The following is a 24598-nucleotide window of genomic DNA, read 5'->3' as shown; positions in this document are numbered from 1 at the left end:
GCTAGTCTGCCATGCCTGCCGTTGCTAACTCAAGAAATTTCTGATGTAAAACGGCAACATCGCTCGTAAGCTGTTGACGGTCATTATTGACCACCACTGAGTCTGCAGCAGCAAGGCGTTGTTCACGCGTTGCTTGTGATTGTAATATCGCCTCGACTTGTTCTACAGAGACGTTATCGCGGGCGATAGTCCGTGTTATCTGTACTTGTTCTTCGACATCAACAACCAGTACATGATCGCATAGGGTGGTGAGCTTGTTCTCAACTAACAATGGCACCACTAACAAGGTATAAGGAGAATTACTGGCGGCTAATTGGGCTAATAATTCAGCACGTATCATCGGGTGTAATAAATTATTTAACCACTGTTTATTAACATCATTTGAAAATATTTTTTCACGTAATAACGCGCGATTTAAGCTGCCGTCATCTTGCAATATCTGTTCACCAAAATGCGCGCTTATCTGTTTTAATCCATCACTGTCTATTGCCACCACTTCTCTGGCGACAATATCAGCATCGACTAAATTAATACCTTGAGCTGCAATAAGATCGGCGACCGTGGTTTTACCTGATGCGATCCCACCTGTTAATCCAACAACATACATAGCGCTTACCTTAACAAGTTTAATAGAGTGTTAATAAACAAAGTTAATTAAATAAAAATCAACTAATTGGTCGCCCCAGATAAGGTATAACCAACCCGCAATGGCCAGATAAGGACCAAATGGAATAGGGTTGCCTTTAGTATGTTTTTTTAATGCTATTTGGGTAATACCAATAATGGCACCTGCAAAAGAAGATAACAGCACAATGGCTAAAATTGATTGCCAGCCGAACCAAGCACCAAACGCAGCTAAGAGTTTGAAATCCCCATAACCCATGCCTTCTTTGCCGGTGAGTAATTTGAAACCCCAATACACAGACCACAGTGATAAGTAACCAACGATAGCGCCGATGATGGCATCGGATGGTGTTACCCAAGCATAATTAACGTTAAGAAATAGACCTAACCACAATAATGGTAGCGTTATTTGATCGGGTAATAACATTTTATCAATGTCGATAAAGGTCAGTGCGACTAAGGTCCAGGTTAAGATGAGTGCCCCGGCTAATTGAATGCCGTACGGGATATACACGGCGACCACGAGTGATAATAACCCGGTTAATAGCTCAATGCTTGGATAACGTGCTGAAATAGGATTGGCACAATTGCTACATTTCCCCCTTAATACTAGCCAGCTGATTACGGGGATATTTTCTAATGCCGTAATTTGATGATCACATTTAGGGCAAGCAGAGCGGGGTAACAATAAGTTAAATTTAGTGGTTTCAGATCTTGTTTCAGCGGTTTTGCATTCATCACTAAAATAAACCGTGCACTCTTGTTTCCACTCGCGCTCCATCATGATGGGTAAGCGGTAAATCACCACATTTAAGAAACTACCGACTAACAGACCGAGAAGGGCAACGGATAACCATAATAGCCAAGGGGTGAGTTGAAAAAGAAGCGCTAAGTCTTGCATTAAAATTACCTGTACGAATTAAATTGATATACCCAAGTTACTGATTGTGCATTTTGAAGTCGCTTGGGTATGGATAAATGTTAACTGAAATAAGATGATAGCAAACCCACTACAGAAAAGCTGTTAAAGCTTACATGATGCTACCCATTTTAAAGATAGGTAAATACATCGCAATCACCAGACCGCCAATGATGACACCCAGTACCACCATGATCATGGGTTCGATTAAACTGGTTAAGCCATCGACGGCATCATCAACTTGTTGCTCATAAATATGCGCAACTTTGGCTAACATATCATCGAGTGACCCAGACTCTTCACCGATCATCACCATTTGCGTCACCATGTCAGGGAATAAATTGGTTGAGCGCATGGCGATGTGCATTGGTAATCCGGCGATCACTTCATTACGCATTTCCATTACCGCATTTTTATAAACAATATTGCCCGATGCGCCTGCCGCCGAGGTTAGCGAGTCTACCAGTGGAATACCGGCTGCAAATGTGGTTGATAGCGTTCTGGCGAAACGTGCCAACGCGCCTTTATGCATAATTGGTCCAATTGCAGGGATCTTGAGGATAGTGCGTTCGGTGATATGTTTGACTTTTATTGAGCGTTGATTCGCTTTAAGGTAAATAATCGGTATCCCAAATAATATGCCAATCACTAAATACCAAAATTGACTGACAAAGTCAGAAATCGACAGCACAAACAAGGTGAAAGGCGGCAGTTCTGCGCCAAAACCAGCGAAGATGTCTTTGAACTGCGGTATCACATACAGCAATAAAATAAGCGTGACGATAGTTGCAACTGCGACGACCATCGCCGGGTAAAGCATGGCTTTTTTAATCTTAGATTTGAGTGCTTCGGCCTTTTCTTTATAGGTGGCGATACGATCATACATAGTGTCCAATGAACCTGATTGTTCGCCTGCGCTGATCAAATCACAATACAAATCATCAAAATAAATGGGATGCTTGCGCAAGGTATCAGAAAGCGATGTACCGGTAGAGACTTCTGCTGCCACCTCGCCGATTAGCGACCGCATGGCGGGGTTGTCATTACTGCGGGCTATAATTTCTAAACTTTGCACTAAGGGCACACCGGCATTCAGCATGGTGGCAATTTGTCGTGATATGAGGGCAATGTCCATCGCTTTAATTTTTTTTATGCCTACAGAGAACAAACCCGTTGATTTGCGCTTGGCTTTTAAAACATTGATACCCTGACGGCGAAGTTCAACTTTAAGGTTACTAATACTCTCCGCTTGTATTTCACCACTTACTTTTTTACCTTTACGATTAACGCCTTGCCAGTGATACGGATAGCGTTTTTTTACTGCTGATGGTTTGCGACGAGTATTGGTTGTTTTGGTTACTGCGACCATGGTGCTATCCTTAGCGAATGGTGGACGATAAGATCCTTGTTAAATAGAGTTCTACTTCGTTAGTATTGTCTGTTAATGACTGGTGATACGTTCAACCTCAAGCAAACTGGTGACACCGTCGATCACTTTTTGTAATGCGGATTGGCGTAAGGTATCCATGCCTTCCTGCTGAGCTTGATCGTGGAGTTCCATGGAGTTGCTGCCGGTTAAGATCATCCGTGAGATCTTATCAGACATGGGCATGACTTCGTAGATCCCCACACGACCTTTATATCCCTTGGTGCACTGGTTACAACCAACGGCTTTAAATGGGGTGATCCCCTGGTTAATTTGGTCTAGGGCGAAACCAAGTTTGGCTAATTCCGTTACCGGAATGTCTTCTGGTTGTTTACATGCATTACAAAGCCGACGACCAAGACGCTGGGCGATGATCAAACTGACGGATGAACCAATATTATAAGCCGGCACCCCCATATTGGATAAACGGGTCAGGGTTTCTGCGGCGGAGTTGGTATGCAATGTCGATAACACTAAGTGACCGGTTTGCGCGGCTTTGATGGCAATCTCTGCCGTTTCTATATCGCGGATCTCACCGACCATCACCACATCTGGATCTTGACGCAAGAATGAACGTAATGCGACGGGAAAAGTAAGTCCTGCTTTGAGGTTGATCTGCACCTGATTAATGCCGCTGAGATTGATCTCGATAGGATCCTCGGCTGTGGATATGTTACGTTCCACGGTATTAAGAATATTTAACCCGCTGTACAAAGACACGGTTTTACCACTACCTGTTGGTCCGGTGACCAGGATCATGCCTTGCGGCTTGGTTAGTGCTTTAAGATAGAGCGCTTTCTGTTTTTCGTCATAACCGAGTATATCAATATTGAGACTGGCTTGGTTAGAATCTAAGATCCGCATCACCACTTTTTCACCCCACATGGTGGGTAGGGTACTGACACGTAGATCAATGGACTTATTCTTGGATAATTTTAGTTTGATCCGGCCATCTTGTGGCACCCTGCGCTCGGCAATATCTAATTTGGCCATGACTTTCAAACGCGCAGAAAAGCGCATGGCTAAGTTAACCGGTGGCGATACCATTTCATGTAAGATACCGTCAATACGAAAACGCACGCGATATTTAAACTCATACGGTTCGAAATGAATATCAGAAGCGCCTTTTTTAATCGCATCGAGTAGAATTTTATTCACAAATTTAACGATTGGCGCGTCATCAGCGCTATCTTTACTTTCTTGCTCTAAACGTGACTCGCTATTATCCACTTCCAAGTCACCGATGTCGGCATCGTTCAGATCGCCTAGCGCATCAATATCACTTTCGAGTACTCTCTCTAAGGCTTTCTGTAATTGTAGCTCATCAACCAGTAATACTTCGGTATGCAGACTGAAGCTAAAAGCAAATTCTTCTAATGCGGTAACATTAGTGGGATCTGACATCGCCAGATATAAGGTTTGCCCCTGCACGTAGATAGGCAGCGCATGGTGTTTGTCAATGAGTTTTTCATTGAGCAGATTATCGGGAATTTCTTCGAGATTAAAGGTATCTAAATCGAGCAGCGGCACGCCGTATTCACGTTCTAGTAATTGCGCTAATACTTGACTGTCGATGATGTTATTGTCGACGATATAAGTCGTGAAGGCTTTACCCTCCTGTTTGGCGCTTTGCAGAAGTTGTGGGATCTCTTCTACAGCGAAGTATGAATGAGCGACCAGGCTATGTGCCAGGCCGCTAGCATTATGCTGGTGTGGCATTATATTTGTCTAATTAGCACAAATCTTTACCAGTACAAGTACCAGATACCGTCCAGCTTATTAATCCCGCGCTAGAACCGGGTGTTAAAATATAAGTCTCAGCGGCAGCAAATACGCTAGTCGTTCCTGTTGTAGCTGTAATAACTCCATCAACTACATCAACAGTTTTAACAATCGCGGTATTGGATGCTCCGCTTACTGCCGTTGGTATTGAATTATTTCCTGCATCACAAGTTGTTTTTGCCGCTAAATTTAGACATATTTCAACGCCGGTTTTATAAGCGGCTGTTGCACCAATAACTTCTGAGAATTGTGCTTTTTTTGTATAATTTTGATAAGCAGGCATACCCACGCCCGCCAAAATAGCCACGATCGCGACGACGATCATCAATTCAATTAACGTAAAACCTTGTTGTTGTTTCTTCATTTTTTATATCCTTATAAATTAGCGAATAGTCCTTTAGTCATCAAATGGTATGAGATATCCGATGAGTTAATTTATTTAAACCCTTATTTAACATTATGTATACATAAATTTAACGATCAAGGTCAAGTTATAAGACAATGTTTCGAAATAACCCATTGATTTGTTGATATATAATTATCTTGTACTAAGGGGTTTGGAGTCGAAATTAAGTAATTTGAACGCTATTTATAGATGAATAACTAAAATGAGGGTTATTATGCAGTGATTAATTTTATTCGACGTGCAGTACTAGAAAATAAAAAAGCACTACCCAATGGGATAGTGCTTAGAGGTTTAACTGGAACTTTGTTATTAATTCTATTATTTAGTGATTATTATGTAATAACGGCTATTTAATAAAACGCATCGACAGGTCGGTTGCCTGCACGTGTTTTGTTAGTGCGCCTACCGAGATAAAATCAACACCGGTTGCGGCAAAGCTTGCAAGCGTCGCAATGGTGACATTACCTGATACTTCTAATTTTGCTTTACCTTGGTTTAGTTCAACCGCCGCACGCATCATCGGAATATCAAAGTTATCTAACATCACGATATCGGCGCCCGCATCTAATGCTTGTTGCAGCTCTGCTAGACTTTCGGTTTCAACTTCAACAGGTTTGCCTGGTTGTAGCTGTTTTGCCTTGGCAATGGCGTTTTCAATGCCACCACACGCCATGATGTGGTTTTCTTTGATCAGGTAAGCATCGAACAGACCGATACGGTGGTTTTTACCGCCACCACAAGTGACGGCGTATTTCTGTGCAAAACGTAAACCTGGAATGGTTTTACGGGTATCGAGTAACTGGCATTGCGTACCTGCCAGTTGGTCTACATATTCTTTGGTTAAGGTGGCAACGCCTGATAATGTTTGCACAAAGTTCAATGCATTACGCTCACCGGTTAATAATGTACGGGCAGGGCCTGCTAGCGTGAATAGCGTTTGGTCTGCTGCAACCAGATCACCGTCGGCCACTAACCAAGTAACTGTTACCGTATCACCAAGCTGGTGGAATACTTCATCAACCCAGGCTTTACCACAAAATACCGCTTGTTCACGACTGATCACTTTGGCTTTAGCTTGTGTCTCTGCTGCGATTAAGTTTGCAGTGATATCACCGTCAGCCACACTTAGACCACCAAGGTCTTCTGCTAATGCAGTGCTTACTGCGCGGCGTATTTCTTGTTGTAACATAATAATTCCTAGGTCGATTAAAAACTAATACTCACTTAAGGTGAGGGTTTTGCCTTGCTGGACTAATTTAACTTGTTTTAATGCATTCATACCAAGCAGAATAGTATCACCTTGCATGTAGGGATTGATATTCGCACTCAGGTCGTAGAAGATCAGTTCACCAATGGCTAAATTATCGAGGCGTGTTGAAAAAACGTCGATCACACCATTGGCAGTATTCACTGATTGACTATAACCAGCCTTGAGGCCAATTTTGGCGGCGATACTTGCTGGTATCGACACCTGTGTTGCGCCGGTATCGAGTAAAAATTTTACCTGATAACCGTTTATATAACCATTAGTAACATAGTGTCCGACGCGATTTTGTTGCAAAATAACCACGGCATTGCCATTTTGTCGATAACTTTCAGGCCGGGTATTTGGATTTTCTTGTTTCGATAAATAATCATTAAAGAATAAGGACATGACAATTAACCCACTGATCCAGGCGATGTAAGTCATGGCTTTGGCGATTTTTTGATTTCCATCCATTGTCTTTCTCCATACTATTCCTGCCAATCTCTGATATAACGTCTTGAATTAGCTTGAGGATAAAGGGTGCTAATTTATTGGCTTGGCATTTTACCGACTCAGGGCTATATTTTACTGGCTTCGTTTTGTATTTTACGGACGGAACTATGTTATTGCTAACGATATCATTGTAAAATGAAGCAATGGTGAGTGGAAGTCTTGCACAGCATCAAACTCGATTATAGTCAGAAGGTATAAATACCGTGATAAATAGACAATCAAGGTCAGATTTATTGGCAAATGCACAGTTTTTGGCATCGCCACATTTTGATGATCGTCCGACGGACGCTGATATTGATTTATTAGTGATCCATTGTATCAGTTTACCACCTGAGCAATATGGGGCTGACTATGTCGAAGATTTTTTTATGGGTAAACTCGATTGCAGTCTGCACCCTTATTTTCAGCAGTTAACCTCGGTGCGGGTATCTGCACATATATACATTAAACGTGGCGGTCAACTGCTCCAGTTTGTGCCTTTGGCTAAACGCGCCTGGCATGCTGGACTGTCAGAATTTGCTGGTCAATCTCGTTGTAATGACTTTTCTATTGGTATCGAACTGGAAGGGGATGTTAATCATGCATATACATCCATGCAGTATCAATGCTTAGCGACTGTTACTGCGGACATCCAGCAACGTTACCCTTTAATTACCCGAGAGCGTATTACCGGTCACAGTGATATAGCTCCTGTTCGCAAAGATGATCCGGGACCCCATTTCGACTGGTCACATTATTTTTCGTGCTTAGATCGGAAGGACAATTAATATGGCATTAATCGCTTTGCTGTTGGCATTACTGATTGAACGCGTGGTGCATTTGAGTGCTAAACTTCAGCTCGATAACGTATTGCAACGTTATTTTTTTCCGTTATTACCCTCTTTTATTAATGGTGGTTTATTTGGCACGCTGGTGATTATTGCGTTACCAGCAATGCTGATGTACAGCTTGCTCGATGCATTAACAGGCCTTTATTATGGCATTTTTACGCTAGTAACTTGGCTGCTATTATTATTGATGAGCTTCGGTGGTAGTGACTATCGTCGTGATTATCGTCAATACCTTAAAGCATTAAGTCGTAATGATTTAGCAGCCAAAGGCATGTATGCCGGTTGTTTAGATGTCAACAGCGAACGTTACTGCTCTACATTACTCACCCAAGCGGTAGCACAGCAATTGGTATGGATTAATTATCGTTTTTATTTTGCGGTGATCTTTTATTTTGTGGTTGCAGGGCCGGTTGGTTTAACCCTATACGTGGTGGCGCGTAGTTACCATAAATATGTTATTCAGAATCATAGCAAACAATTCAACCGCAGTGGCATTCACCGGGTTATGCGTATTGTTGATTGGTTACCGGCGCGATTAACTATGTTTGGCTATGCGCTGGTGGCGGAAGAGCAGGCGGCGTTACCACAGAGTTTACGTAGCTGGCGTGATCTATCCACGCCTGAATTTGATTTATTAGGCAAGGTGGTATACCTCGCGAGTAAAGCCAACGTTGAAACCGATAAATGTTATGACTATACCTGTTATTTGGTGCAACTGGCTAAGCGTAATATAATCTTCTTTGTGACTGTCATTGCTCTGCTTACCATTAACGGTACTATCATTTAGTCAACAATATAACGAACAGTATAATTAACGATTATTTTACCAAGTAGATTAACGAGTCTTAGATTTGACGGGCTCGTTAATAACCTCGGTTCCAGCGCTTTTCTTCCTTACATTCAAATTATGCCTTGTGCTGACATTCCAGCTAGTCTCTGATATGTCATCTTGCCATAACGGGGGTATATATTTAGTGGTCAGACTGTTTACCAAGCAGGTTCTATGACGGTTAACGCTTGTTATTTAATTATTTTTTATTTTACCTTTAGGCTTCGCTGTGCTGCTCATTTGTGTTTAAGCCATCATATTCAGTGGTAAGACCAATGCATCGAAGGTATCACTTTAGAGGTAGCCTATTGCTGGTTTATTTTAACGTATCAGTCATTTAAACTGGATGAAATAGTAAACACCCCACTTCCATGCTTTGTTTTTCGGATTTTTCAGACTGATTTATACTGACTATTTTGATGTAGACGCTATAAATACGAACAAAAATGTCTATTTTTAATGACAATCGAGCGTGGTTTTGGTAAATTGTTATGACTTAACATTAAATTGGTCTGACCAATTTACCACTGGTCATTTTGAGGTTCACATGGTCTATCGAAAAATTCAGCCGCCAAAGTTGTCCGATGCGATTGCAGAGCAACTAGAGCAAATGATTTTGGAAGGTAGCTTAGAGTCTGGCCAGCGCTTACCTTCAGAGCGTGATTTAGCCCTGCAGTTTGAGGTTTCTCGCCCGACTGTACGCGATGCAATCTTACGGTTGGAAAGCAAAGGTTTATTGGAACGTCGTCAAGGACGTGGTACCTGGGTGAAGAAGGTCATGGACCAAACGTTGATGGAACCATTATTTCAACTATTGACGACACACCCAGAAGCGCAATTAGACCTATTAGAATTTCGTCATGCGTTGGAAGGTATTTCAGCGTATTACGCGGCGTTACGTGGTACTGAAACCGACTTTCAGCAATTACGCGTTGCGCTCGATGCCATTAGTGCATCGGAATTAGCACATGATCCGCTGTTACAAGCACAAGCAGTGAGTGCGTTTAATATTGCGGTCACCGCCGCCTCACACAATATTGTGTTGTTACATCTTCTACGTGGGTTGAACCCATTGTTAGAAGATAACATTTGCCAAAATTTTAGGTTGTTGGAAAAGCGTCAAGGTGTGGTTGAACAAATTAGCCAACATCGCGGTGATATGCTCACTGCAATTCTTAACCGACAGCCAGAAACAGCCAGAGAAGCATGTCATGCCCATCTGGCTTATATCGAGCAAGCATTGCTGGATATTGGGCGTGAAGATAGCCGCATTAATCGTGCGTCACGCCGTATACAACAGGCTAAATAGTGTTACTAATGAATATTCTTAAACATTCCTATGGTTAAGAATATTTCTTTAATATTGCAGAGATCTAATTAGTAAGGAATCTCATATGTCCGACATCTTAAAGCATGATGTAGACCCAATCGAAACTACCGAATGGCTAGAATCAATCGAATCAGTAATTCGTGAAGAAGGTCTTGAACGTGCGCAGTATCTATTAGAAAAAGTAATTGCAAAAGCACATCAAGACGGCGTTAAACTAGGCAAAGGCGGCATCACTACGGATTATATTAATACTATCCGTACTGAAGACCAACCTGCATACCCAGGTGACGAGAAACTAGAACGTCGTATTCGTTCGATTATCCGCTGGAATGCTTTAATGATCGTACTACGTGCATCAAAGAAAGACTTAGAGTTAGGTGGCCACATGGCTTCTTTCCAGTCTTCTGCTGCACTTTACGATGTATGTTTCAACCACTTCTTCCGTGCACCAACGGAAAAAGACGGTGGCGATTTAGTTTATTACCAAGGTCATATTTCTCCTGGTATTTACGCGCGTTCATTTGTTGAAGGTCGTTTAACTGAAGAGCAACTAAACAACTTCCGTCAAGAAGTTGATGGTAAAGGTATCCCGTCATACCCACATCCTAAGTTGATGCCTGAATACTGGCAGTTCCCTACAGTATCTATGGGTCTTGGTCCATTCTCTGCTATCTATCAAGCACGTTTCTTGAAATACCTAGCTGGCCGTGGTCTAAAGCAAACTGAAGATCAAACTGTATACGCTTTCCTAGGTGACGGCGAGATGGATGAGCCTGAATCACGTGGCGCATTATCATTCGCTGCTCGTGAAGGTTTAGACAACTTAGTATTTGTTGTTAACTGTAACTTACAACGTCTAGATGGCCCAGTAATGGGTAACGGCAAGATCATTCAAGAACTAGAAAGCCTATTTAAAGGTGCTGGTTGGAATGTGCTTAAAGTTATCTGGGGTGAAGAGTGGGATGAACTTCTTGCTAAAGACACGTCAGGTAAACTGCTACAGTTAATGAATGAAACTGTGGATGGTGATTACCAAACGTTGAAAGCTAAAGGCGGCGCTTATGTACGTGAGCACTTCTTTGGTCGTTACCCTGAAACTGCTGAATTAGTTAAAGATATGACTGATGAGCAAATTTGGGAACTGAAACGTGGTGGTCATTCTACCAGTAAACTATACGCTGCTTATGCAAAAGCAAAAGCAACAGTAGGTCTACCAACTGTGATCCTAGCTAAAACTGTAAAAGGTTATGGCATGGGTGAAGCGGCTGAAGGTAAAAACATCGCGCACGGCGTGAAAAAAATGAAATCGGATACGCTTAAGCAATTCCGTGATCGTTTCGATGTACCTGTTTCTGATGAAGACCTACTATCATTACCGTACGTTAAGCTTGAAGAAGGTTCGCCTGAACACGAGTACTTACACGCACGTCGTAAAGAGTTAAACGGTTATTTACCACAACGCCAGAAAGAATTCTCTGGTAAATTAGACATCCCTACAGTTGAAGATTTTGGCGTGCTACTTGGTGAGCAAAAACGTGAAATCTCGACAACGATGGCTTATGTTCGTGCCCTAAATGTGCTGCTTAAGCATAAAGGTATTGGCAAAAACATCGTACCAATTATCGCCGATGAAGCGCGTACATTTGGTATGGAAGGTCTATTCCGTCAGGTTGGTATTTACAACCCGAAAGGTCAAGCATATACACCTCAAGATCGCGAAATTGTTTCTTACTATAAAGAAACGACCAATGGTCAAGTACTGCAAGAAGGTATTAATGAGCTAGGTGCTATGTCTTCTTGGGTTGCAGCTGCTACATCATACAGTACCAATGACGTACCTATGATCCCACTGTACATCTACTATTCAATGTTTGGTTTCCAACGTATTGGTGACTCTGCATGGATGGCTGGCGATCAAATGGCTCGTGGCTTCCTATTAGGTGCTACAGCTGGTCGTACAACGTTAAACGGTGAAGGTCTACAACACGAAGATGGTCACAGCTTAGTACAAGCAGGCCTTATTCCTAACTGCGTGTCTTATGACCCAACATTCGCTTATGAAGTTGCTGTTGTATTACAAGACGGTTTACGTCGTATGTATGGCGAACAAGAGAACGTTTTCTACTACATCACCTTGATGAATGAAAACTATGCTCACCATGCAATGCCTGAAGGTGCTGAAGCTGGCATCCGTAAAGGTATGTATAAGTTAGAAACTTATACTGGCGACAAAGCAAAAGTACAATTATTAAGTTCAGGTACTATCATGATGCAAGTGCGCGAAGCGGCTCGTATCCTAAGTGAAGACTATGGTATCGGTTCTGACGTATTCTCGGTAACTTCATTCAATGAAATTGCACGTGATGGTCAAGACGTTGAACGTTACAACATGCTACACCCTGAAGCAGAGCAAAAAATACCGTACATCACTACACTAATGAGTGATGCACCAGCTATTGCCGCGACAGATTATATCAAAAACTATGCAGAACAAGCGCGTGCATACGTGCCGACTTCATACAAAGTGCTTGGTACAGACGGTTTTGGTCGTTCAGACAGCCGTGCAAACTTACGTCGTCATTTCGAAGTTAACGCGCAATACGTAGTTGTTGCTGCATTATCTGAATTAGTGAAGAAAGGCGATCTAGAAAATCAAGTTGTTGTTGATGCAATTGCAAAATATAACATCGACGCTGATAAATTAAACCCTCTATACGCATAAGGTATAAAAAATGAGTATTGAAATTTTCGTTCCAGACATTGGTGATGATGAAGTAGAAGTAACTGAGATCTCCGTTCAAATCGGCGATACCGTTGCAGAAGAAGATACTTTGCTTGCTGTTGAGGGTGACAAAGCGTCTATGGAAGTTCCTGCACCACAAGCGGGTGTAGTACAAGAAATCCGTGTAAATATTGGTGACACTGTTAAAACTGGTTCATTAATCTTTATCTTTGCTGATGCAGCAAGCGCAGAAGCTCCTGTTGTAGCTGACGCAACTGCTGTTGCAGTTGAAGCGGCTCCTGCTGCTCCAGCGGCAGTACAAGTATTAGAAGTTCACATTCCAGACATCGGCGACGATGAAGTGGAAGTAACTGAGATTTCAGTTAAAGTTGGCGATACTGTTGCTGAAGAAGACACCTTAATGGCTGTTGAAGGCGATAAAGCGTCAATGGAAGTACCAGCACCATTCGCTGGTGTTGTGAAAGAAATTAAAGCAGCTGTTGGCGATAAAGTGACAACTGGTTCTTTCATCATGACGTTTGAAGTTGCTGGCGCGGCACCTGTTGTAGCTGAAGCGGCTGCTCCGGCACCTGCTGCAAAAGTTGAAGCTCCGAAAGCTGCTGCTCCTGTTGCTGCAAAAGCACCTGAAGCTACTGGTTTCGTTGAAAATGACGCTTACCACCATGCATCACCTGTAGTTCGTCGTCTAGCACGCGAATTCGGTGTTAACTTAGATAAAGTTGGCGCAACAGGTCGTAAAGGTCGTATCGCGAAAGAAGACGTACAAACTTACGTTAAAAATGCAGTTAAACGTTTAGAATCTGGCGCGACTGGCGGCAACGGTTCTGGTATGGACGTACTAGCATGGCCGAAAGTTGATTTTGCTAAATTTGGTGAAATCGAAGTTGTTAAGATGACTCGCATCCAGAAGATTTCTGGTCCGAACCTGCACCGTAACTGGGTTAAAATCCCACACGTTACACAGTTCGACGAAGCAGACATCACTGAACTAGAAGCGTTCCGTAAAATTGAGAACAACAAACTTGTTAAGCAAGATAAAGGCTTCAAGATTTCTCCACTTATCTTCATCGTGAAAGCAGTAGCTAAAGCGTTAGCTGATTATCCGAAGTTCAATACTTCAATCGGCGAAGATGGCGCAACTATCATTCAGAAGAAATACATCAACGTTGGTGTTGCTGTTGATACGCCAAACGGTCTAGTTGTTCCGGTTATCCGTAACGTTGACCAGAAAGGTATCTACGAGCTTAGCCAAGATCTTGCAGTGATCTCTAAGAAAGCACGTGCAGGTAAACTGACGTCTTCTGACATGCAAGGCGGTTGTTTCACAATTTCTAGCCTTGGCGGTATCGGTGGTACGCAGTTCACACCAATCGTTAATGCACCAGAAGTTGCAATTTTAGGCGTATCACGTTCTGAAATTAAACCTAAGTGGGATGGCAAAGACTTTGCTCCTCGTCTTATGTTACCACTGGCACTTTCATATGATCACCGTGTGATCGATGGTGCTGACGGTGCTCGTTTTGTTACAGCATTAAACGGATATCTTTCAGATCTTCGTCAACTAGTACTGTAATTTTAATTGAACAATAGTTTAATTTTAATTAAGTAATAGTTTTAGTATTTAATTAAAGAGAAGTTTAAGTCCTTAATAAGAAGAGTTATCGCATTTTTGTAATGTTTTAACTCTTTTTGCTTCTCATTTATTTAACATATATGTAAAATTATCTGGAATTGAACATCATTACTCAGAAGCTTTAAATTGTGCCTCTGAGTGAGGTAATCCGCTATTCCAGATAATTAAATGACAACGAGGTCATAATGAGTAATGAAGTTAAAACTCAGGTAGTAGTACTAGGTGCTGGTCCTGCAGGTTATTCTGCTGCATTCCGTGCGGCAGATCTAGGTTTAGAAACTGTAATCATCGAACGTTACCACACCCTAGGTGGTGTTTGTCTTAACGTTGGTTGTATCCCTTCAAAAGCGTTACTACACGTAGCGAAAGTAATTGAAGAAGCAAAATCATTAGCAGATCACGGTATCGTGTTCGGCGAACCAAAAACTGACATCAACAAAATCCGTTCATGGAAAGAAAAAGTTGTTGGTCAATTAACAGGTGGTCTTGGCGGTATGGCTAAGATGCGTAATGTTAAAGTGGTTGAAGGTTTAGCACAATTTACTGGCGCTAACACTATCGAAGCAACAGACGCTAACGGCAACGTTACAACTGTTACCTTTGATAATGCAATCATTGCAGCAGGTTCACGCCCAGTTAAACTACCATTCATCCCGCATGAAGATCCACGCGTTTGGGATTCAACTGATGCACTAGAACTGAAAGAAGTTCCTGGTAAATTGCTTGTGCTTGGTGGTGGTATTATCGGTCTAGAAATGGGTACTGTGTACTCTGCACTAGGTTCTGATATTGACGTTGTTGAGTTTGCAGATCAATTAGTACCTGCAGCGGATAAAGACATCGTTAAAATTTATGCTAAAGCAGTTAAAAACAAATTTAACGTAATGCTAAGCACAAAAGTAACTGCTGTTGAAGCGAAAGAAGACGGTCTATATGTTACGTTTGAAGGCAAGAAAGCGCCTGCTGAACCAGTACGTTATGACGCTGTTCTTGTTGCTGTTGGTCGTGTACCAAACGGTCTTGGCTTGAATGCTGAAAAAGCAGGTATTACTGTAACTGAACGTGGTTTTATTGAAACAAATAAAACCATGAGCACGAACGTTCCACACATTTATGCAATCGGCGATATCGTTGGTCAACCTATGTTGGCGCATAAAGGTGTGCATGAAGGTCACGTTGCTGCAGAAAACATTGCTGGCAAGAAACACTTCTTCGATCCTAAAGTTATTCCATCAATTGCTTACACTGAGCCAGAAATGGCGTGGGCTGGTCTAACTGAAAAAGAAGCGAAAGAGCAAGGCGTAAACTACGAAGCTGCTGTATTCCCTTGGGCTGCATCAGGTCGTGCGATCGCTTCTGACGCATCTAACGGTATGACTAAGTTATTATTCAACAAAGACACTAACCGTATTATCGGTGGTGCTATGGTTGGTACTAACGCTGGTGAATTGCTAGGTGAAGTTTGTCTAGCAATTGAAATGGGTTGTGATGCAGAAGATATCGCATTAACAATTCATGCGCACCCAACGTTACACGAATCAGTTGGTATGGCTGCAGAAATTTATGAAGGTTCTATTACTGACCTTCCTAATGCTAAAGCGATGAAGAAGAAAAAATAATTTAACGCGTTAATCGTTAACTTTTTATTGTAATAGCAGAAAGCGACCTTAGGGTCGCTTTTTTTATGCCTGAAATTAGGAGTTTTAAAATAGGTGCTGCTAATATAGTTATAACGTGTTGTTCCCACTGGATGGGATGGATTAATTTTTAGGGTTTCATTTAGCTATGTTACAGATTAAACGGATTTTTAGTTCTTCATTTAAAATAACCAATTGGTTATTACTCTCCTTTATCAGTCTGAATTTTCAAACCGCCATTGCCGCAGATACGGTTTCAGATAGTGATAATAACAATGAACCACAACGGCCTAAAATTGGTCTCGCGTTAAGTGGTGGAGGTGCCAAAGGTGCCGCGCATTTAGGGGTGATCAAATATTTAGAAAAACATAATATTCCGGTAGATTACGTATCCGGCACCAGCATGGGGTCATTTATCGGTGGCATGTATGCCATGGGACGTTCGTCTGCCGAAATTGAAATTATCTTAGCCGAGTATGATTGGAGCCAAGGTTACAATGATGATGTGCCACGTGAGTCACTTTCAGTCAGAGAGAAGCAACGTCAGGATTCATTTCAAATTCAAACCAATATTGGTTTTGACGGTACCAGTGTGGAATACCCATCCGGTTTCGTTCAAGGTCAAGGCATGGCGAAGTTATTACGTTTATCAACCAATAGTTTGCCTTATGTTAGTCACTTTGACTTGTTGCCGATCCCGTATCGGGCTATTGCCACCAATGTTGAAACCATGCGTGAAGTGGTATTAGAACGCGGTGATTTATCCAAAGTGATGCAGGCGAGTATGTCTATCCCAGGCGCTTTAACGCCGGTATTGATTGAAGGCCAACACCTTGTTGATGGTGGAATGGTGAATAATTTGCCTATTGGCGTCTTGCAAGACATGGGGGCGGACATCATTATTGCGGTTGATATTGGTTCACAGCTTTATCGCCAAGAAGAGATCACCAGCGCGTTCCTTATCTTTGATCAATTATCGAGCTCGATGACACGGACCAGTGCCAATCAACAAATCTTAAAATTAACTGAACGAGATATTCTACTTAGCCCTGAAATCGATGGTATCGGTACGGCTGATTTTGATTTAATGCCCGATGCGGTAGACCGTGGTGAGAAAGCCGCCGAACATGCCAGTGCTAAACTGCTGGCTCTGTCATTATCAGATGCTGATTACGCATTATACCAACAACAAAAACAACGTAAAAAACAGCAGTTAGCACAAATAGACATCATCGAAATTAATAACATTACTATTAATACCGATACCCGTTTAAGCCCGAGAGTGATCGAAAATAAGTTAAGTTTAAAACGCGGCGATAAGATCACGGTCATGGAACTCGAGCAGCAAGTGGATGCGCTTTACGCGTTAAATCTCTTTCAGAAAATTGATTACAGTATCACTGATAAAAATGGCAGCCATGACTTACACATCAATGTCGTCGAAAAAAGCTGGGGCCCGGGTTATGTCGATTTTAAATTTAACATTCAAGAGTCAACCAGCCGTGATGATCGCCAACAAATAGGCTTGCAATACATACTGACTGATTTAAATCGATTGGGCGGGGAATGGCGTACCGAGTTCGTGTATGGCTCAGATTCAAATCTCAGTACCGAATTCTATTCACCGATTGATTACAACCAATACTTCTTCTTTAAAGTTGGTGTACGTCTAGAAGATTATGAAAGTAAGTTATACGTAAGTTCCGTTAATGATCCTGTACTAGACCCTCTCGGCTCGGTATTTGAATATTTCCCGGTTAAAACCGAGCAAGTTGGTGTCTATGCTGAGTTAGGCGTTATTCCATTTGATTGGGCGCAGATTGCGATAGGCAGTTATTATCAATCTGGCAGCGCTGAAATTATTGGTGCCAATATTAACAGTGATTTTGATAGTAAGGGTTGGTATTTACAACTGCGTTTAGATTCATTCGATAATATCTCTTTTCCAACCAAAGGTTTCAAGCTTGATTCAGATGTTTACATTGATACCGGCGATTATTTAAATAGTAGCGAAAACAATGTGTTTTTCAGCTTGGATTGGCGTAATGCGGTGTCTTTTAATCGCTCGACCGTTGAGTGTAGAACATCGATGGCGAGTTATGATGGTCCGCCTATTTCGCCAACATTTGAAGTTGGACTCGGTGGTTTCCAAAATCTGTCTGGTTACGGTATTAATGAAATTACCGGTAACTATAAAGGGCTGGTGGCATTAATCTATCGTCATCGCTTATTGGATAATAATCTGGGCGCATTTTCATTCCCGCTGTATATGGGCGCTTCAATTGAACAGGGTAATGTCTGGAATGATAAAGATGACGTTAGTTTTGCTTCAACCATTTCTGCCGGTAGTGTATTTATTGCCTTAGACACGGGCATTGGTCCGGTGATGTTGTCTTACGGTTATGCCGAAGGTGGCCATGCTTCGGGTTATCTGTTTATTGGTAACAACTTTTAATTACTCACTCGTGTGACTTTCAATATGGCGCCATACTTTGCTCGTTATTTGTAACGGGTAAAGTATGGTGTTATATATCCAGCATCATGATTTACATTAGACATCGTGTTATTTTTCCTTTTATATCCTTTCAGCATTAACCGCCTATTAAGACCTAAATACCTAAGTAATAACTTTGTGTAACATTAACCCGTCGACGCAGTGCGTTATTTGGATGTTATTAATCAATATTGAAGTATGAAACTGCATTTAATGCATTGATAGCACTGGTTTTTTGTATAGTACTAACACAAGCAGGAACCTGGTTTCAATGATTTAATACGGACATTAAATAATGAAAGCATCGAGAACATTTAAAATTAGTAGTAATACATATTCTTTTTTATATCGCTTATTGGATATAACTACCATAGTGGGAGCATTTTGGTCGGCACTGGCTATTTATGGCATCACGTCACATGATAATTATCTTATCGCGATGTTAATTACCCTGGTTGTATATTTATATACGGCTGAGTTTTTTGAAATTTATAGAACCTGGCGGGTTAATCAATTTCAACAAATGGTATTAACATCATGGGCAGCGCTTACTGTCGCTTTTCTTTCATTAATTCTATCATTATTTTTAGTTAAGCAAACCAGTGATTTTTCTAGAGTTACTATCGCCATTTGGTTTGCTCAGGCATTTGTACTGATGTTTTCGTGGCGCTACCTTAATCATAAATTGAAAGTAACACGTCGTAAATTAGGCTTTAATTTACAAAAAATGGCTATTATTGGAGCCACAGAACGTGGTGAGAAACTCTTTAATGAAGTCGCTAAGCACAATGAACTCGGCTATGATTTTGTTGGTTTTTATGATGATCGTGATGAATCGAGAACGTATAATAATTTAACTATTATGGGTAATATTGACCAAGCGGTTGATGAAGCCCGTGATGGTAAGGTAGACGTATTATTTATCGCGTTACCGCGTATTGCAGAGCAGCGACTATTAGATATTATATCAAAATTGGGTGATACCACAGTGGACGTGCATATTGTACCTGATCTGGTGATGTCGGGTTTAATGCATGCTCGTATTGATCATATCGGCCATGTCGATACGCTTAGTGTGTTTGAGTCACCCTATTTGGGCGCAAAAAACTGGATCAAGCGCTTGGAAGATATCATTGTTAGTCTTCTGATCTTATTGTTGATCGCACCTCTTTTACTCGCCATTGCTGTTGGCATTAAGCTAACCTCAAAAGGACCGGTATTATTCAAACAACGTCGTTATGGCTTACGTGGCGAAGAAATTCAGGTATGGAAGTTCCGTTCTATGACGGTAATGGAAGATAATGACAAAGTGATACAAGCCACAAAAAATGATGCCCGGATCACTCCCTTCGGCGGATTCTTACGCCGAACGTCGTTAGATGAACTGCCGCAATTTTTTAATGTATTGGCTGGGCATATGTCTGTCGTTGGTCCTAGGCCTCATGCTGTTGCCCATAATGAAGAATACCGAGGACAGGTGCAATACTATATGTTGCGTCATCAGGTAAAACCTGGGATCACCGGATGGGCACAAATAAGTGGTTGGCGTGGAGAAACCGATACCTTAGAGAAAATGGAAAAACGTATTGAGTTTGATTTACAGTATATCCGTCACTGGACTGTATTTTTCGATATTAAAATTATCTTCTTAACCATATTTAAAGGTTTTGTGAATAAGAATGCGTATTAAGCCTACCCACAATCAAACTTAACGATAATATACTTACAAACATCACCGCAATTGCCGGTGACTGCAATGAAAAATCAACCGTCGAATGCAACAACATATGCAATATTGCAATGCAGGACCCAAACGCAATACCTTGAAATAAAGGGGTTCGCCTTGTTTTCATGGTGCGTACTGATAACAATAAACAGTACAGCATCATACCACCTAACATCAGTGTTATCGGTAATCCGAGCTCAACGGCGAACTGAATATAATCATTATGTGCATGGTCGTAAAATCCTGAATACACTTCTGGATGATAGCGCGGAAAGCTTGAATAGAAACTGCCACCACCGCTGCCAAATATTGGCTGGTCTTGGATCATAGGCAATGCATCTCGTACGACTTCATCGCGTGTTTCGGATGCGAGCGATGTTTCCACTAAACGCTGCCTTACTTTTTCAACGCCAAAGATAGAGCCAATTAAAATTAAATCTAACACAAAGAAGCTAATGATTAATAGCTTGAGGTTTTTTGGCGGATGGTTATAGATAAACAACGCCAGCAAGCTCACCGCGGCTAACGCCATAAAGAATGCTGAATTGCCCATCCGTGAACGCGTTAAAATTAAACCGATAAACATAATGATCAAGCCCAAGCGGATCACCATCTTAGCGCTTAATAATATGTTGGCTAAGGCTCTAATTCTGTCTCGCAGGCGAGAGCGGCTTTGATCGTAGGATAATTGGCTGATCAAAATACCAATGCCAATTGATAACGTTAGCGCTAAATAGTTGGCCAATTGGTTTTGATATACAAACGTACCATTCGCCCTATTACCATAAGGAATACCAAATACCGGACTGGGGCTACCCACACTCAAGTTTAACCAGCTAGCGTAAATACCTTGATATACACCGGCTAAGAACAAGGCTAATGCAAATTGGTAAACTGTTTTTTTGTCGTTCACATAACAGCAAATTAACCACGCGAGTAAGGTTAACGCTAAGGTCTTTAATAACATCAACTGTGTCGCGGCCGGGTCTAAAGACAGTCCGGCTAAGATTTGTAATAGCAACCATACACAAGTCACAGTGAGAGGGATTAATACCGGCAGCGAATAACGAGGCGGAAAGAGCGGTTTATCGCGTTTGATTACCGTCATCAGATGAACAATAAAAATAGCAAAGACCCAAAATTCGATACTTGAACTTGCCCAGATACGATTCGCACCTAGCGGGATCGGCGCATAAAAAATGACAGCGCAAATGTTATAAAAAATAAAATTTTGCAATATGTAGCACCTAATAAAAACAAAAAGACCCTAAAAGGGTCTTTGAAATACGTATTTGTGGCATTAATTGTGATGTTTAAACGTTCTTCGAGATACCACCATTGCCGCCATTACCGGGATTGTTTGGTGTTTTACGTGGAGAGACGCTAGCTGCAATCGCTGCCGCAACGCCGGCGGCTCTCGCGGCTGCTACTTCCGAAACGGTCAATCCAACCGCAGATTCAGGACCTGCTGCCGTAGCTTCTGATACTAATGTCGCATCGATGCCCTGGGCGACGGCTAATGCCACCACCGTATCTGAGTCAACGCCAGCCTCAATCATCGCGGCGGCAACTGATTGAACTAAAAGTGGATCGTCACCGCTGCTTGCAAGTATATTGGATAATAGTGTTTCCATTTCTTCGACACTGTTCATCGATGCAAATGCTTGTGCAATAATGTCTTGGGCATTAGCTGGATCATTAGCAATGGCTTGAATAATTAACTCAGCAGGTGATAACTCAGCAGTCACACTGTCAACTTCAGTCGGTAAACTGGCTAATGTGATGGTGTTTTCTGTATTTGATAATGCGGGTACATTTTCTTGCACCATTGATTTTGCTTGTGCAAGTTCGTTGCTAATGACTGGGACCGTATTGTCTTTAGCAATTGATTTTGCTTGTGCAAGTTCGTTGCTAATGACTGGGACCGTATTGTCTTTAGCAATTGATTTTGCTTGTGCAAGTTCGTTGCTAATAACAGGGTCGGCATTGTCTTTAGCAATTGATTCTGCCTGTGCAAGTTCGTTGCTAATAACAGGGGTTGTATTGCCTTTAGCAACTGGTTCAACTTGTGCGAGTTCGGTGCTAGTCACTGCGTCCGTATTTTCTGCCGTTGCAACGTCTGCCGCTGTCGCGAGCATGGGGGCACTCAATGATGTAAGAAGTAAACTAGCTAAAGTTAGTTTTTTCATTAAATAAATTCCTTATCTATGGATATAGTTAACAGGTAAGTATTTAACAGCTGCCTACGTACCTAATCAGTAACATGCTACCATGAAAATCGTTGGTTTTTAAAGCTGTTTAGCTTGGCCGTGTACAGTTAAGTCATTGAATGTTAATAATATATCGGCTAGCGTATCATCTTGATTGTTAATCGCTACATTAGCCGGATAAACCGATATACATGATTGTCATTAACGAAATTATGGTTGCATTGACTCTTCAATGGCTGCGTAAGTCATTGCATGGCTAGATTTAGCTAATTCGAATTGCTTATGAATGTAGATACCTTGGGCTGCATCGCAATTTAGTTCTTTAATGAGGTTAAAAATACTTTTGCTTTCAATATGTGCAGCTAACACTTTGATTCCGACACTGTGAGCAATATGAGTAATAGCTTGAATGAAAGCGTTGTTTTCTGGTTCTACGTCAAGGTGGCGAATATAAGAACCATCAATTTTTAAGTATTGAATATTTAGCCCTTTTAAATATTTGAATGAGGTAAAGCTAGAACCAAAATGGTCAATACAGACTTTAATGCCGAGTGAGTTAACAAAGGTAATGAAAGCGCAACTTGATTCGATCGACGACAGTACAGCATCTTCATTCACTTCAAAGACTAAGTTAGGTAACTTCTCGCGATTTTGCGCATAGAAATGGGTTAACCAATCCCTAAATTCTAAGCAGTGCAGGGACTGATTGGTTAAGTTAATACCGATGACATCGAAGCGGTCATTAAGGTTAAGCTGTGCTAACTTTAGTAACACAATTTTGTCTAACGCTTCAGACTTATTTAAACGTTCTGCCATCGCAAATAATTGGCTGTTAGGTAGATGTATTTTTTCAAATAAGAATTGGCTAAATATCTCATGGTACAAGGGGGTATTAGCATCACACATTACCGTTGGTTGGCACACCAATTCAACTTCGTTATTGGCCACTAAGATGTCGATGATATGGCTCCATTGTTGAAAACCAAAATCTGGTGAATTTGTCCGGTTAGTATAAATAATACCTTGTTTATTGGACGATACTTCTTGTGTATGCAAGGTATCAAGGTTGGCTAACAAGTTTGCTAGCTTTTCGCGTTGAGTAAATGATGTCGCAATCACATTTGCAAAGCCGTCACTGTATGCTAACGAATTTAACATCGTGAACTGTGTATTGAGTTGATGGCATATATCAATACTGCCTACATCACTACTCTTAATGGTAAACAGCAAGCTACCCCCGTGTGAACGAAATAACTGAGTGATCATAATGGGCTTAAATATGGCTTGAATGACGGCCACCGCGCGTTTTATATATTCGTCACCAGCATGATAACCAGATTGAGCATTAATGGTATTCAATGAGGGCAATAATACCATGCCGATAATATATTGATCATCATGGCTCAGGGTGTGCTGTAAATGACTAAAGTGTTTGTCGAATGCTTTTCGATTCCCTAACTCAGTGAGTGGGTCGATATAAATTTGACGACAGAGTTTTTCTGCATGTTGATTTAGCTCATCAAAATTGGCTTGGATATTAGTAACCATGTTATTCATGGCGGTCGTCACAGAACTGATTTCCCGCGTAAAAGCAGTATTATTAATCAGTGGGAATTGTTTTTGACATACTGCATTGGCTTGCTGCTCTAACCTGGCTAATGGGGCTAGTACAGCTTTAATAATATAATGGGCAAGCAATAATGATATAAATGAAATGATCAATGATAAGAAAAAATGATCACGAGTTTGCTGCCATAGCTTGGTATAGGATACGCCGGTATTCGCTTGCACACTTAACGTTGCCACTATATCCCAACCGTCATTAATTTCAGAGAATACAATCGGGGCGGTTAAGGTATTGGTATTCATAAAGTGGCAGGGAACCCCTTCAATATAATCATCATTGTAAGCCGAAAATATGACGCTATCGGCTAAGTCAGTCAAAATGATCGATTGGTAATAACCGGAATCAAAAATTGCCGAGATCATGGTTTCTGCAATGACAATATTGTCTTTATCCATATAAGGAGAAATAGATAAACCTAAGCTGGTGGCCGTATCTTGTGCGTGTGATTGTAATTGTTGGTTGAGATAATCGCGGGTGGTTTTGATATTGATGATTTGCGAACCGATAAAACTAATGCTCACGATAGTTAAAATAAGGGTATAGAGCTGGGTACTCAAACTAAGCTTAGATTTATTGATAAAACAGTTCCTTTGTTTCATTAAATACATTTTATAATTGAGGCG

General features: G+C 41.4%; 18 protein-coding genes. 8 read left to right on the top strand and 10 right to left on the bottom strand.

What is annotated here, in order from left to right:
• Nucleotide 1: 1 nt before the first annotated feature.
• The 7 genes from coaE to HRT96_RS07410 all read right to left on the bottom strand — a co-directional run bounded on the left by coaE (nt 2) and on the right by HRT96_RS07410 (nt 6877).
• Nucleotides 2–607 carry a dephospho-CoA kinase gene (gene coaE / locus HRT96_RS07440; protein ID WP_293154443.1) on the bottom strand — a complete coding sequence of 202 codons (606 nt, stop codon included), beginning with the start codon at nt 605–607 and terminating at the stop codon, nt 2–4.
• Nucleotides 608–637: 30 nt separating this feature from the next.
• Nucleotides 638–1525, bottom strand: a complete 888-nt coding sequence (locus HRT96_RS07435) for an A24 family peptidase (RefSeq protein ID WP_293154440.1) — start codon at nt 1523–1525, stop codon at nt 638–640.
• A gap of 130 nt (nt 1526–1655) precedes the next feature.
• A complete protein-coding gene (locus tag HRT96_RS07430) occupies nt 1656–2912 on the bottom strand; it encodes a type II secretion system F family protein (protein ID WP_293154437.1) in 1257 nt (418 codons plus the stop codon).
• Nucleotides 2913–2984: 72 nt separating this feature from the next.
• Complete coding sequence (gene pilB / locus HRT96_RS07425) at nt 2985–4688, bottom strand: type IV-A pilus assembly ATPase PilB (RefSeq protein WP_293154434.1); 1704 nt, start codon at nt 4686–4688, stop codon at nt 2985–2987.
• A 13-nt stretch (nt 4689–4701) separates the two neighbouring features.
• Nucleotides 4702–5115, bottom strand: a complete 414-nt coding sequence (locus HRT96_RS07420; RefSeq protein WP_293154431.1) for a prepilin-type N-terminal cleavage/methylation domain-containing protein — start codon at nt 5113–5115, stop codon at nt 4702–4704.
• Nucleotides 5116–5503: 388 nt separating this feature from the next.
• Nucleotides 5504–6346, bottom strand: a complete 843-nt coding sequence (nadC, locus tag HRT96_RS07415; RefSeq protein ID WP_293154428.1) for a carboxylating nicotinate-nucleotide diphosphorylase — start codon at nt 6344–6346, stop codon at nt 5504–5506.
• A 24-nt stretch (nt 6347–6370) separates the two neighbouring features.
• A complete protein-coding gene (locus tag HRT96_RS07410) occupies nt 6371–6877 on the bottom strand; it encodes a retropepsin-like aspartic protease (protein ID WP_293154425.1) in 507 nt (168 codons plus the stop codon).
• 242 nt (nt 6878–7119) lie between these two features.
• On the opposite strand from HRT96_RS07410, the gene ampD reads away from it, so the two are divergent.
• From ampD to HRT96_RS07370, 8 genes are all read left to right on the top strand, one after another.
• Nucleotides 7120–7683, top strand: a complete 564-nt coding sequence (gene ampD, locus HRT96_RS07405; RefSeq protein ID WP_293154422.1) for a 1,6-anhydro-N-acetylmuramyl-L-alanine amidase AmpD — start codon at nt 7120–7122, stop codon at nt 7681–7683.
• Nucleotide 7684: 1 nt separating this feature from the next.
• The gene (gene ampE, locus HRT96_RS07400) at nt 7685–8533 is read left to right on the top strand and encodes a regulatory signaling modulator protein AmpE (protein ID WP_293154419.1); all 849 of its coding nucleotides are present in this window, start codon (nt 7685–7687) and stop codon (nt 8531–8533) included.
• Nucleotides 8534–9122: 589 nt separating this feature from the next.
• Nucleotides 9123–9884, top strand: coding sequence for a pyruvate dehydrogenase complex transcriptional repressor PdhR (gene pdhR, locus HRT96_RS07395; protein ID WP_293154416.1), 762 nt, complete (start codon nt 9123–9125; stop codon nt 9882–9884).
• 85 nt (nt 9885–9969) lie between these two features.
• On the top strand, nt 9970–12627 hold the full coding sequence (gene aceE / locus HRT96_RS07390; protein WP_293154413.1) for a pyruvate dehydrogenase (acetyl-transferring), homodimeric type: 2658 nt from the start codon (nt 9970–9972) through the stop codon (nt 12625–12627).
• Nucleotides 12628–12637: 10 nt separating this feature from the next.
• Complete coding sequence (aceF, locus tag HRT96_RS07385) at nt 12638–14221, top strand: pyruvate dehydrogenase complex dihydrolipoyllysine-residue acetyltransferase (protein ID WP_293154410.1); 1584 nt, start codon at nt 12638–12640, stop codon at nt 14219–14221.
• 245 nt (nt 14222–14466) lie between these two features.
• Nucleotides 14467–15900 (top strand): dihydrolipoyl dehydrogenase, encoded by a 1434-nt coding sequence (gene lpdA / locus HRT96_RS07380; RefSeq protein WP_293154407.1) that lies wholly within the window; start codon nt 14467–14469, stop codon nt 15898–15900.
• Between the two features lie 166 nt (nt 15901–16066).
• Nucleotides 16067–18373 (top strand): patatin-like phospholipase family protein, encoded by a 2307-nt coding sequence (locus HRT96_RS07375; protein ID WP_293154404.1) that lies wholly within the window; start codon nt 16067–16069, stop codon nt 18371–18373.
• A 334-nt stretch (nt 18374–18707) separates the two neighbouring features.
• Nucleotides 18708–20102, top strand: coding sequence for an undecaprenyl-phosphate glucose phosphotransferase (locus HRT96_RS07370; RefSeq protein WP_293154401.1), 1395 nt, complete (start codon nt 18708–18710; stop codon nt 20100–20102).
• Here HRT96_RS07370 and HRT96_RS07365 read toward each other — a convergent pair.
• The 3 genes from HRT96_RS07365 to HRT96_RS07355 all read right to left on the bottom strand — a co-directional run bounded on the left by HRT96_RS07365 (nt 20071) and on the right by HRT96_RS07355 (nt 24574).
• Nucleotides 20071–21375 (bottom strand): O-antigen ligase family protein, encoded by a 1305-nt coding sequence (locus tag HRT96_RS07365; RefSeq protein ID WP_293154398.1) that lies wholly within the window; start codon nt 21373–21375, stop codon nt 20071–20073. The two genes, HRT96_RS07370 and HRT96_RS07365, sit on opposite strands and share 32 nt — an antisense overlap.
• Before the next feature lie 76 nt (nt 21376–21451).
• On the bottom strand, nt 21452–22327 hold the full coding sequence (locus HRT96_RS07360; RefSeq protein ID WP_293154395.1) for a hypothetical protein: 876 nt from the start codon (nt 22325–22327) through the stop codon (nt 21452–21454).
• A gap of 231 nt (nt 22328–22558) precedes the next feature.
• Nucleotides 22559–24574 (bottom strand): EAL domain-containing protein, encoded by a 2016-nt coding sequence (locus HRT96_RS07355; RefSeq protein WP_293154392.1) that lies wholly within the window; start codon nt 24572–24574, stop codon nt 22559–22561.
• Nucleotides 24575–24598 lie beyond the last annotated feature (24 nt).

The sequence above is a fragment of the Moritella sp. genome (assembly GCF_013215705.1).
In the GTDB taxonomy this organism is placed as follows: Bacteria; Pseudomonadota; Gammaproteobacteria; order Enterobacterales; family Moritellaceae; genus Moritella.
This window is presented reverse-complemented; position numbering and strand designations above follow the sequence as displayed.

Bases quoted from the DNA above. Each gene is read 5' to 3' on its own strand.
- ampE (WP_293154419.1), top strand. From the start codon at position 7,685: ATGGCATTAATCGCTTTGCTGTTGGCATTACTGATTGAACGCGTGGTG.
- lpdA (WP_293154407.1), top strand. From the start codon at position 14,467: ATGAGTAATGAAGTTAAAACTCAGGTAGTAGTACTAGGTGCTGGTCCT.
- HRT96_RS07375 (WP_293154404.1), top strand. From the start codon at position 16,067: ATGTTACAGATTAAACGGATTTTTAGTTCTTCATTTAAAATAACCAAT.
- HRT96_RS07410 (WP_293154425.1), bottom strand. From the start codon at position 6,877: ATGGATGGAAATCAAAAAATCGCCAAAGCCATGACTTACATCGCCTGG.
- HRT96_RS07435 (WP_293154440.1), bottom strand. From the start codon at position 1,525: ATGCAAGACTTAGCGCTTCTTTTTCAACTCACCCCTTGGCTATTATGG.
- aceF (WP_293154410.1), top strand. From the start codon at position 12,638: ATGAGTATTGAAATTTTCGTTCCAGACATTGGTGATGATGAAGTAGAA.
- aceE (WP_293154413.1), top strand. From the start codon at position 9,970: ATGTCCGACATCTTAAAGCATGATGTAGACCCAATCGAAACTACCGAA.
- coaE (WP_293154443.1), bottom strand. From the start codon at position 607: ATGTATGTTGTTGGATTAACAGGTGGGATCGCATCAGGTAAAACCACG.
- pdhR (WP_293154416.1), top strand. From the start codon at position 9,123: ATGGTCTATCGAAAAATTCAGCCGCCAAAGTTGTCCGATGCGATTGCA.
- HRT96_RS07430 (WP_293154437.1), bottom strand. From the start codon at position 2,912: ATGGTCGCAGTAACCAAAACAACCAATACTCGTCGCAAACCATCAGCA.
- pilB (WP_293154434.1), bottom strand. From the start codon at position 4,688: ATGCCACACCAGCATAATGCTAGCGGCCTGGCACATAGCCTGGTCGCT.
- nadC (WP_293154428.1), bottom strand. From the start codon at position 6,346: ATGTTACAACAAGAAATACGCCGCGCAGTAAGCACTGCATTAGCAGAA.
- HRT96_RS07360 (WP_293154395.1), bottom strand. From the start codon at position 22,327: ATGAAAAAACTAACTTTAGCTAGTTTACTTCTTACATCATTGAGTGCC.
- HRT96_RS07355 (WP_293154392.1), bottom strand. From the start codon at position 24,574: ATGAAACAAAGGAACTGTTTTATCAATAAATCTAAGCTTAGTTTGAGT.
- HRT96_RS07420 (WP_293154431.1), bottom strand. From the start codon at position 5,115: ATGAAGAAACAACAACAAGGTTTTACGTTAATTGAATTGATGATCGTC.
- HRT96_RS07370 (WP_293154401.1), top strand. From the start codon at position 18,708: ATGAAAGCATCGAGAACATTTAAAATTAGTAGTAATACATATTCTTTT.